The sequence below is a fragment of the Candidatus Aquicultor sp. genome (assembly GCA_036504445.1).
In the GTDB taxonomy this organism is placed as follows: Bacteria; Actinomycetota; Aquicultoria; order Aquicultorales; family Aquicultoraceae; genus DASXVE01.
The window spans coordinates 172290-183369 of the sequence record DASXVE010000025.1; the positions used below are offsets into that span (position 1 = coordinate 172290).

The following is an 11080-nucleotide window of genomic DNA, read 5'->3' on the forward strand; positions in this document are numbered from 1 at the left end:
ATCAAACATCATGGGCTGTGGGAGCTTTGGTTTTCATATATAACTAGCAGACTATTTGCATTAATTACTGATCTCGAATACCGTCATACCGGTACCGCTTCAGAGCCACTGAAATCAGTTTTTAGCCTGCTCTCAAAGCAACCAATTTGTTGCGCCACATAGCAACAAATTCACCAAACTCACCTGGTTTGAGAATCAAGATATCAGAATATGAAGAACCTGATGTGGCTTTAAGGTAGACAAGATTTACTACAAACATTAAGAAATAAGCCATGCTAGACGTTACTGAGGCAGCAAGCAGGCCATATCGCGGAATTAGCACTAGATTGAGAGCAATATTTACTAGAAAACCTAAAGCAGGGCTAATATACCCTATTGGCGGCATGCCTCTGGCTGCAAAATCCTGCATGTAAATCATCTCTAGAGATAGAAAGAAAATCCCCGGTAGAAGAAGTAAGAGAGAGCCCGCCGATGGGGCAAAAGCCTGGCCAAAGACAAAGACGATTACCGGTTTAATTACAATAGCCACCGCTATACATAAAAAGACCATTAAAACAACGATGTGGCGACTCACCTTTCTGGTCAGCTCGCTCGTTTCATCGGCTATAGCAGTAGCCTTAGGAAAGAGCATGGCTCCAACGGTAGCGGGAACCAACAATAACCAATCAGCAGAGCCTACTGCTAGCGAATATAAGCCGGCGGCCTTTGTTCCTAGAAAATAATTAATCAAGATCATGTCAGAGCGAATTACGAGAAAAGCGAAAAGCGCTGATAAGTAAGCTTTAAAACCATACCGCAACATGCCCCGAAACACCGAACGATCAAATTTCAATGTAAGGTGAACCTGCTGTTTAATAAGACTGAGGAATGCCAGACAAGTCAGGATGGCAATTAGAGTTGTGAGCCCCAGCAAGGTCAAAACACCCTTCCTAAAGAAAAAGAAGAGTATAATGATGCCTCCTAATGATGCAAATTTCGCAGCTAAGTCAACAAAGTTATACTCGTATATTCGCTGCATCCCAAGGAATAGGTTCTGTAGGAACTGAGCCACAAAAGCAAACGGCAACCCTATTAAAGCGACGAGAAGAAAGAGCCGTGGAATATCCCCTAATATCGCTTTAGGAAATATATAGCTCAGCAAAAACATCCCGAGACCGGAAGCAAGACCGATGCTCGCGCCAAATAGTATTAAAATACTTGCAATCGACGAGGTCTTTTCATTATATTTTGCTGCAAAATATACGCTGGAAGAATGAAACCCCAGGTTGCCAAGCTGCAGGACTATACCGGTTACCGTCATCAATACGGCAAATACGCCTTTTCCTGAAGGCCCTAGATACCGAGCGACAATAATACTTGTTGGAATCGCTATAATGAAACCGATTAATTTCGCAATAAGACTTATGGACGCACTTTTAGCTAGACGCATGCTATCTGCCACTATGCGTTACATCTCCCGTTCTTAATAAATCCAGATCAAGCCGGCGACTCGCAACCGAAACTCTGGAACTCGTGGACTCAGGGGTTAAACAGAGGTCTGCAGAAGTTGGTCTAGGCGACATAATGTTTCATCCACAAAGCAAAATTCAACAAATACCATACCTGTGGCCCTGCCCCTTGGTCCATGAGTCGCACAACTTCAGACCAATTAAGGAAATCGGTTTGCTCGCAGAAATCTTTTAGCTCTTTTTTGGTTTGCTCGCCGAGCTTATCGAAGAACCACTCGTAGACAGGCACGCCAAAACCCTGCTTCTTACGATCAATAAGCTCATCGGGGATAAGCCCCCGGACGGACTTTTTGAGAATATACTTTAACGTACCATTCTTTGTTTTCATGGCTTGGGGAATGCTCATCGCAAGCTCGACAAACTTATGGTCGAGAAACGGCACCCGTCCCTCAAGGCTTACGCCCATACTCATTTTATCCACACGCATCAGAAGAAGTTCAGGCAACCGCATATTTAAATCGATATAGCTCATCCAGTTTAGGTGCGATTTCTCCCAAGCTTTGTCTTCAAACCGTTGCCGAATTGGCTTCAGGGCTTCCCATGAAGTGTAACTCGAAAACTCTTTTTTTAGACGAGGTGAAAGCAATTTTTGCTTCTGGGTTTCAGTAAACGCTTCTGCCCCTCCCCAAAACACAGGTTGTCCGAGAGCTCCCCTGCGAAGCCACTCATATGGTAAAGAGTCCTCTTTGCCCCACATGTTTAAGCCTTTTAGACCTAACCTCTTTAGCGCGCGCGGTACAGGTAAATCATCATAATTTTGAAGGTCAAGTGCGGTTTTCCAACTAGGATATCCCCAGAATAGCTCATCCGACCCCTCACCCACCTGACACACGATTACGCCATTATCGCGCGCTAGTTTCGATACGTAATACACCGGCACACACACAGGATCGGCTATCGGTTCGTCCTGCAAATGTACCATCTGAGGCAAGAAATCCAGCAGATCGTCTTGGGTTAAGAGCAGTTCGTGATGATCTGCCTTTACCAATTCAGCCATCTGGCGGGCGTAATGCAATTCGTTCTGGTAACTTTGATATTCGCCCTGATAACCAATGGAGAATGTCTTAACGGGGCCGCCCTCGCCCTCGGAGAATAACGCTGCATTCGTGCTGGAATCTATACCACCCGATAAGAAAACGCCAACGGGCACGTCACTGACTTTGCGCAGTTTTACAGCAATGCGGAGTTCTTCAAGGAGCTGTTCAGCAATCTCGTCTTCAGAAAGCTTGCCTAAAGATTTCGCATTATCCCAGACATCCCAGTAACGATGCTCCCGTATCTGGCCATCTTCGCTGATCCGCAGCCAGGTGCCGCTCGGGAGTTTCTTAATTCCATCAAAAAGCGTCTGCGGAGCTGGCGTGGTTAGAAATGAAAGATAATGATAGAACGCTTCCTCATTGACCCCGCGTTTCTGCTCCGGGTCTTCAAGCAAGGCCTTAATTTCTGACGCAAAGGTAATTCGCCCGTTGTGGATACTGTAATACACCGGCTTAATACCAATGCGATCGCGGACCAGCCAAAGTTCACGCGCTTTGGCATCCCAAAGCGCGATACCGAACATACCCCTGAACTTATGCAGGCAATCTATCCCCCACTGCTCGAACGCATGCAGGATTACCTCGGTATCGGAGTGATCGGTTTTCCAGGTGTGCCCGCCGATTTGCTCCAGCTCAGCACGAATATCGGCATGGTTGTAGATTTCGCCATTAAACGAAATCCAGAGGGCGCCATCTTCGTTACACATAGGTTGAGTTGCGGCTTCAGATAGGTCGATAATAGAGAGCCGCCGGTGGCCTAGGCCAATTCGGTGGTCATCCGATACCCAAACACCCGCCCCGTCCGGGCCGCGGTGCCGCATGGTATCACGCATTTTAACTATATATGGTTCGGTTATCTGAAACCCTGTATTCTTAAAAGAAAGTGCGCCGACTATTCCACACACTTATTTCTTTGCCTCCATAGTTATATACCAACCCCATTTGTCTGGAAAGAAACCGCTAACCCACCTTGGGAATTTGTTTTTATCATAAATCGTTATTACTGAATTAGCAGAAAATCCACCAAATTCTGAGAATATTTCTTTTAGTTCACGAGTAGTGTGTGCCTTTGTCCCAATACTCTCCATGTGATGCCAGATGACATCAGCAAAGCTGTGCCAAGGTTTACCTTTAAGAAGGGCATATTTAACCCATAGTTTAAATGCCAGAACAGAGTGCCTGCCATACATCATGCCGATAAAGATACCGTTACTTTTCAACACCCTTCTAATTTCTTGAACAATCAGCTCGGGCTTTTCCGAATGGTGAATGACACCCCAGGAATAAACAATGTCAAATGTGTCGTCATCGAATGGCAATCGCTCAGCATCAACTCTCTGCAATTGCGAGTGTAATCCGTATAAGGCGAGCCGGTCTCGCGTGGTCTGTATCGCAGCATCCGTTAAATCAACACCATAGCACTCGGCCCCTGCACGTGCCCATTGCAAATGGTCAGTTCCAGCTCCAACCCCAATTTCTAAGACTTTCTTACCATGATGCCGCGTAAACTGAGCAACTGCATGGATCATCGGCTCAGCTGTATAACGATGCTCTTCAATGCGCTCGAACCATGCTAACGTACCTGGTTCCACATTCCCAGTAATAGATTGGCCAGAACCGCAAGGTTCCTGTTCCCAATAGAGACGAACTTGTTCCTGAATATTGTCAACCATTCCTACCCTCGATTTATTGATGCAAGAAAGATCTACTGCGTAAAATATATATGACCTAAACTGCAGTCGCTGGCATCAAGGTTATCAGTCGTGTTGTTGAACATGCACCAAAGCTGTAATCCTTTTTGCATATCATGGCTGAGGAAATCAATTAGCCTTGAATCTAAGTGCCATAACACATGCTCTCTTGGCATTCTAAAATGTTGATCCTGTGTAACAGTATTTTGAGACATGTTGCCTTTAAAAACAAATAAAATCTATGTTGCAAGTTTTGCCATATTCCTCAAATTAGCTAATAGCCTCATAATATCATGGTAGAGGCCATTCTCCATAGCATAATTGATGCTCATAATGCTATAAAGCATTGCTAGTGCAATAAATCCTGAAACATAACCAGGAATCGGCACTACTAATAACCCGGAAATTGAGCTGAAGGCTAGCCCAACCCAAAAAGCTAGCTCCAGAGAGCAGCGCTTGCGATATATTGCTGCAGCAAGCAATCCTAAATTTGCAAATATTAATAAATAGCCCTGCATAACGCCTAGCTTAGCAAGTACCGTCTTTATTATAAAGGTTGGATGATTCATCGCAAGACTAACGACTTCCTTCCGCAAGATTGCTTCGTATTCAGGCGAGAGGTAGGCTACACTGGCTGAGATCGATTTTACTTTGGCAAACGCTACTTCATCTTTATAGCGAATGTCGTATTCATTATTTAAGAAACCTAGCCCAATATAAATGGAATGCCAGATAACATGTTGCCTCGGTGCACAATTATTTGTTGCTACGGTACGCAAATAATCATCTCTATGATTAAGCAGCAAGCTAAAAAAGGCTGAAGGGATCAAGGTTCCGATAATAAGCATACTTAAAAGAATTAACTTTACCCTGCGCGGAACCCTCATGTAAAAAGCTAGCAGTATTAAAAGAAAGATCATCACAGTGGTGCCTGCGTTGCTCCGCATGGCATTAGCAATACCGATTATAGAACCCGCAAAAAAGAGAGTTACCAATAAAGACCAACATAGTTTGTTTTGTTGGATAAAATACAGGCAAATCGGAACCACTGAGAGTATTGCAAACGGGGCAGCCACGTAAACATCTGAGAGCTTCAACATGGTAAACGCCAAAACTGATACACCTAGCAGGCTAACAATTATGCTTGCGGGCCGTTTAAATAAAAGGAATAAACCTACGAGAGCAAGCACCACTGAAATTAACGTAAGGCCAATGATAAATATATCAAAACTTCTATCAATAGGCATATTGAAAACCTGTGCAATTTTCGGCACAAAATAGTAAATACCTACGTCATCACCAAACGCTGGGGGATGCAGGCTGTGCCCGTCGTAAGCGATAAGCGACATTCCCGTTTTCTTGTAGCCCGCTAGTGTTTCAAGCAAAGCTTGATATCTCGTAGGCATTATATCGACCAGCAATATAGAGAACCTCCACCGTAACGAATGCTTAGCTGACCTTTACTTATCTTTTCTGCAAATTATTGTTTGCAAGTAGGTTCGGCCTAAAGCCTGACCTAGTATGAACGTACCTAATACACCAATTTTAAAGACGATGTTGGTGATTTGTGAGGATGCTGCAAAATCTATAGCATTTAGGGGTGCATTATGGTGTAGCACCTTTGTCACTGAAAAACCGTTGCTTATAACCAATCGCCTTAGTGATGATGTATTAAAGTGGTTAACGTGATGTTTGCTGTATAGGCGCTCAAATGGCACACCAAAACCTAGACGATTAAGCATCCGAGCAGCACTATAGAGGACGCTTCTATCATCGAGGGTCATAATAATAACTAAACCACCGGGGTTGCATAACTCTCCTAAGCGTTTAACAAAACCCTGAACGTCGGCGATATGTTCAATTACTGCAAAGCTTGTAATTACATCGAACTTACGGTCAAAGTCGGCAGCAAGCGCATCGCCTTGGATAATCGTAATTCCATCAATCGGCTGGTTCTCGCTTAAATCTATCCCAAATAAATGTAAAGACATATCTTTCCGCTTAATACATTTTAGGAAATCCCCTTTACCGCAACCGATATCCAGAACCGATAGATTTGAGCCAGCTTCCCTAATGAACCCATAGGCGGTGTTGAACAGGGCTAAGTTTGGATTATTGAACCAATTCTTGTGGTCAGCCTCATAGTATTCTTGGCTATATTCCTCCTGCTTTATAATCGAGGTAGGTTCGCTGAAACAATGGTCGCAATCAGGACACCTATATAAGTCAACTTCAGGATGACGATATTCAAAGATACTTATGGTCTTGCAAACCGGACATGAAGCCCCCATGCCTCTACCCTCCAAGTTTTTGCCAAACCGACAGAGCCCAATCCTAGCAATATCACCGTTAAGCCTTTTCACGTTGCGGCGCTTGCGGTCGTACATTCCAATCGGTCTCGTTTACGTCAGTTTTGGCTTGTGGATTTATCTCGCTCTCAATTATAGTCATCGGCCGTTTTTTAACCTGTTGGTAAATACGACCCAAGTATTCACCAATTATACCAAGAAAGAGCGCATTAAGACTTAACGATAAAAGAATTAAAGTGGTGGTTGTAGCAAAACCTGCCGGCCACTCTTTTCCTAAAAACAGCTTACCGAAGAAATAGCCGAGTATGCCGAGAAACGTCAAAAGAGATATCGTTAAACCGGTAAAAGTAGAGATTCTTAAAGGTATGATTGAATGGTTGAGAATACCATCGGTAGCTAGCTTAAAAAGACCACCCAATGAGAACTTGCTTTTACCGTGCATGCGCTCGGCTCTATCATAGGGAATGCCTATCTGCTTGAATCCCATTGCCGCAATTGTTCCCCGCAGATATGGCTGGTAATCATCGATTTTTCTGAGCTCGTTAATGACCCTTCTGTCAACGAGCCGGAAATCACCGGCATCGCGAGGCAGGATATCCTCGCTGAGGATGTCGATCAACCAGTAGAAAACATTACGTATGCGATTGATTACCCAACCTTCTTTTCTGGTCTGACGAATGCCATAGACAACCTGATATCCTTCTTCCCAGTAACGAACGAACTCTGTTATTAATTCTGGAGGGTCCTGTAAGTCACAATCTAGTTGAATAGCTGCATGGCCTTTTGCGTTATAGTACCCGGTATAAATGGACCGCTGAAACCCAAAGTTGCGGGAAAACCGGTATACGTGTACGCGTTTATCCAGTTTACTTAGTTTCTCTAGTCGTTCAAATGTCCGGTCGGTGCTATGGTTATCGGTAAAGACGAACTCATAGTCATAGCGATCAACCAGTTGCGCCATGACATCCAAAACCCGAGTATACAGCGGAATTATGTTATCCTCTTCATTAAATACAGGTACTAGGATTGAAATTAGCTTCTTGTTTACCTTATCCATGCTTCTCACCAACTAATGCATATTGGGCACCGAGCGAACACCAGGAAATTAATGGTTCTAAAGGCCGAAACAGCTTTAGGAAATGTGGGAAAAACACTATATAATCGCTCTGCCCTATCCCTAGACCGGCTTTTGACATGTGCGCGACGGTTTCTCTCAGCGGCAGTAATTCAACACCCTCATCGAAAGGACACTTATCTACAACCTTCCTTGTGAGATGGTTGGCAGGATTATGCTCAAACACAATTAGTTTTCCACCTGACGATAAGCGCTCTCGCAACGCTAAAATCGTACCCTCGCGATTCTTGGGCTCAATATGATGCAAAACATTTGAGACGATGATTGCGTCGTAATCGTTATCGAGTTTTGACTGATCAGAAGTGAACATGCCTCTTGCTGTTAGATCAGGATCTATTCTCTCGATGCTAGCGCTTGAAACGTCATACCCATGCAAAGTACAGGTTGGCATGTACTGTTTCAAGTAAGATGAAAGCAGACCAACACCGCAACCAAAATCTAGAAGCTTTCCAGGGGAATTCGTTGGCACCAGCTTAGCAATATAGCAGGCTTTATACTCAGTAAAATATTCCGAGCTTTCTCCAGACACAGAAATATGTTGATCGAGAATATCTTTGTAATTCTCAGAGAACTGATCGAACCGCCCCACTTTTGCCTCCGGGTTTCATTGAATAAGTAGCTACTATCGCTTGTTTCTTCAAATCATGCGATTAATGCCATCAGCAAGGATGATTTGTGGCCGCCATCCGGCCACGGATTTGAATCGCCGGTTATCTCCGACAATCCATAGGGGCTCATCCACGCGATAAGACCTTATCCCAAATTGTAGTAGATTTCGAGGTTTATTCATAGCGTCCGCGACGCTTTCCGCTACCTCTCTGATTCTCACAGGTTGGCTGGAACAAATGTTGTATATGGTATTAATACTGATACTGCTACTTTCAGCAGCCGCTATAAAAGCATCCACAATATCATCGATGTACAGCAGGTCTCGCACCTGCTCGCCAGGCGTAAGATCGACAGTCTCATTATTATTTAGTTTGTTGATAAGGTACGGAATTAGTCTGTGAGGCCCCTCTCCCCGGCCGTAAACTCCGAATAATCTTAGTGTAATAAATGGAACGGCCAGCTGTTGAGCTAGCGCCGTACCATAAAGAACCGATGCTGCTTTAGCGGCTCCATAAAGCGATGTCGGCTCTAACAAACGGTCCTCGGAGATATACTCATGCGGCGATGGGTTGCCACCATATTCAGAACAGCTTCCCGTATGTATGAAACGCTTAAGCGGCCATTGGGATGTAGCACAAATAAGACGAGCCACAAGATCAATATTGCCTTCTATCATTGCTTCTGGGTCTCGGTCTTGAGGGCTTACACCATATGAGGCAAGGTTAAATACAACTTCCGCCGATATACCTGCTAAGGATCGTTCTAACTCAGCGGTCTCAAAAGATTGGACTTTGATTGGGCTGATATTGTCTACACCGTTTAGCCGGGAGCAATCGGCGCTTGAGCGAATTAGCGCATGTACTGTCACGCCATCGATGGCAAGACGACGTGCGAGAGACGATCCTATGAATCCGTTTGCGCCAGTTATAAGTGCAGAGCTAAATTGTATCATTTAAAGTCAGCTTCATATAGTCGTTAATCTGGCCAGTAGTCATGTCCGGCACGGATGCAGGATCTTTCAGATAAGCACGATACCATGCAACAGTTAGTTTAAGACAATCATCTATGGTGAGTTCTGGTTTCCAGCCAAGCTTTGCTCTTGCTTTACTGCAATCCAATTTGAGATAGTTAGCCTCATGTAAGTTATCCAATTTATCAATAATAAACTCGCCGGATCCCCAGTAGGAAATCATGCGCTCAACAATATCCCCCACAGGTGTAGCATCATCATCGCTGGGGCCAAAGTTCCAGCCCGCTGCAAATAAAGCACCTTTTTTGTAAAGCTGCTCGCCAAGCATGAGATAGCCGTGGAGTGGTTCGAGCACGTGCTGCCATGGCCGAATGGCCTCGGGATGTCGAATGATTATGGGCTCATCGCTAGCAAGGGCTCGAATGATATCAGGCACAAGGCGATCCTCAGCCCAATCGCCCCCACCGAGAACATTACCCGCGCGTGCAGTCGCAACACCAACACGGCCTTCAGCGTTGAAGAACGAGCTGCGATAAGCCTTAACAATAAGCTCGGCACAGCCTTTGCTAGAGCTGTATGGATCATAGCCGCCCATAGGGTCATGCTCGCGGTAGCCCCATATCTGTTCACGGTTTTCATAGCATTTATCGCTGGTAATCACGACGACAGCCCGCACCGACGGAGTATGTCGCACCGCTTCGAGAATATTGGCGGTGCCCATAATATTCGTCGCATAGGTCTCAATCGGCTCACGATACGACCGCCTTACAAGGGGTTGGGCAGCCAAATGAAAAACAATATCAGGAGAGTATCGGCCTATTACTCTGGTAAACTCTGAAAGGTCACGTATATCGCCGAGGATCGAGGTCATGCCTTGCGCAACATTCGCAGCTTCAAACAAGTTTGGCCTTCCCTGCTCGGGGGGGAGTGCAAATCCAATTACTTTGGCACCCAACTGCTTAAGCCATGTTGTGAGCCATCCCCCTTTAAAGCCAGTATGACCTGTTACTAAAACTGTTTTATCTAAGTAGAAAGATGATAATGCCATGTTATTCCCATATCTTCCAAGGTGCGTTACCGCTTGTCCAAAGAGTTTCAAGTAGTTGTTTTTCACGCAGTGTATCCATAGGTTGCCAGAACCCTTCATGGCGAAATGCCATAAGCTGGTTGTCGGCTGCAAGGCGCTCTAAGGGATCACGTTCGAGGATTGTCTCATCTCCGCTTAAATAATCAAATATTCCTGGCTCAAATACAAAAAATCCGCCATTAATCCAACCTTCACCGGTTTGCGGTTTTTCAGAAAACTCTTGTACCTTGCCATCATCTAAAACAAGACCTCCGAAACGAGCCGGCGGACGCACTGCAGTTATAGTGGCTAACTTACCGTGAGCTTGGTGAAAAGCAACAAGATCCTTGATATTTACATTGCTTAGGCCATCGCCATACGTAAGCATAAAAGTTGTATCGCCAATTAGGCCTTTTAGGCGTTGAAGACGCCCGCCTGTCATAGTATTTAGGCCCGTATCGATAACTCCTACTTTCCAATCGAGGCAACAGGGGTTGATTATCTCGTAGCGACCATTGCTTAAATCAATGCCGAAATCGCTATTATGGAAAAAGAAGTTATGGAAGTATTCTTTTATGACCTCGCCTTTATAGCCGCAAGCAATTAAAAAATCATTAAAGCCATAACTTGCATAGACATTCATAATATGCCAAAGTATGGGCTTGCCACCAATCTCGACCATGGGCTTTGGCCGAATCGATGACTCCTCAGCTAATCGTGTGCCAAACCCACCTGCTAGGATAATAACCTTCATG

The 11080-nt window shown here is 44.9% G+C and carries 10 protein-coding genes; all 10 read right to left on the reverse strand.

Annotated features, from left to right (window positions below; all coding sequences use genetic code 11):
- Positions 1–121: 121 nt before the first annotated feature.
- A complete protein-coding gene (locus tag VGK02_08335; protein HEY3375052.1) occupies positions 122–1441 on the reverse strand; it encodes an oligosaccharide flippase family protein in 1320 nt (439 codons plus the stop codon).
- A 110-nt stretch (positions 1442–1551) separates the two neighbouring features.
- Complete coding sequence (gene asnB, locus VGK02_08340) at positions 1552–3450, reverse strand: asparagine synthase (glutamine-hydrolyzing) (protein ID HEY3375053.1); 1899 nt, start codon at positions 3448–3450, stop codon at positions 1552–1554.
- The gene (locus VGK02_08345; protein HEY3375054.1) at positions 3451–4218 is read right to left on the reverse strand and encodes a class I SAM-dependent methyltransferase; all 768 of its coding nucleotides are present in this window, start codon (positions 4216–4218) and stop codon (positions 3451–3453) included. It abuts the gene before it with no gap.
- 257 nt (positions 4219–4475) lie between these two features.
- Positions 4476–5657 (reverse strand): hypothetical protein, encoded by a 1182-nt coding sequence (locus VGK02_08350; GenBank protein ID HEY3375055.1) that lies wholly within the window; start codon positions 5655–5657, stop codon positions 4476–4478.
- 39 nt (positions 5658–5696) lie between these two features.
- Positions 5697–6527, reverse strand: a complete 831-nt coding sequence (locus VGK02_08355) for a class I SAM-dependent methyltransferase (protein HEY3375056.1) — start codon at positions 6525–6527, stop codon at positions 5697–5699.
- Between the two features lie 58 nt (positions 6528–6585).
- Positions 6586–7602, reverse strand: a complete 1017-nt coding sequence (locus VGK02_08360) for a glycosyltransferase family 2 protein (protein HEY3375057.1) — start codon at positions 7600–7602, stop codon at positions 6586–6588.
- Positions 7595–8269, reverse strand: coding sequence for a class I SAM-dependent methyltransferase (locus VGK02_08365; GenBank protein ID HEY3375058.1), 675 nt, complete (start codon positions 8267–8269; stop codon positions 7595–7597). The genes VGK02_08360 and VGK02_08365 overlap by 8 nt, the downstream gene beginning before the upstream one ends.
- Positions 8270–8317: 48 nt before the next feature.
- Entirely contained in the window at positions 8318–9241 is a 924-nt protein-coding gene (locus VGK02_08370; protein HEY3375059.1) for an NAD(P)-dependent oxidoreductase, read from the reverse strand.
- Positions 9228–10307: a CDP-glucose 4,6-dehydratase gene (rfbG, locus tag VGK02_08375; GenBank protein HEY3375060.1), complete on the reverse strand. Its 1080-nt coding sequence runs from the start codon at positions 10305–10307 to the stop codon at positions 9228–9230. The genes VGK02_08370 and rfbG overlap by 14 nt, the downstream gene beginning before the upstream one ends.
- Before the next feature lies 1 nt (position 10308).
- Positions 10309–11079: a glucose-1-phosphate cytidylyltransferase gene (gene rfbF, locus VGK02_08380; protein HEY3375061.1), complete on the reverse strand. Its 771-nt coding sequence runs from the start codon at positions 11077–11079 to the stop codon at positions 10309–10311.
- Between the last annotated feature and the right edge of the window lies 1 nt (position 11080).

Excerpts from the sequence above, each read along its gene's own strand:
- VGK02_08370 (HEY3375059.1), bottom strand. The coding sequence starts at position 9,241 with ATGATACAATTTAGCTCTGCACTTATAACTGGCGCAAACGGATTCATA.
- VGK02_08355 (HEY3375056.1), bottom strand. The coding sequence starts at position 6,527 with ATGGGGGCTTCATGTCCGGTTTGCAAGACCATAAGTATCTTTGAATAT.
- rfbF (HEY3375061.1), bottom strand. The coding sequence starts at position 11,079 with ATGAAGGTTATTATCCTAGCAGGTGGGTTTGGCACACGATTAGCTGAG.
- VGK02_08345 (HEY3375054.1), bottom strand. The coding sequence starts at position 4,218 with ATGGTTGACAATATTCAGGAACAAGTTCGTCTCTATTGGGAACAGGAA.
- VGK02_08360 (HEY3375057.1), bottom strand. The coding sequence starts at position 7,602 with ATGGATAAGGTAAACAAGAAGCTAATTTCAATCCTAGTACCTGTATTT.
- rfbG (HEY3375060.1), bottom strand. The coding sequence starts at position 10,307 with ATGGCATTATCATCTTTCTACTTAGATAAAACAGTTTTAGTAACAGGT.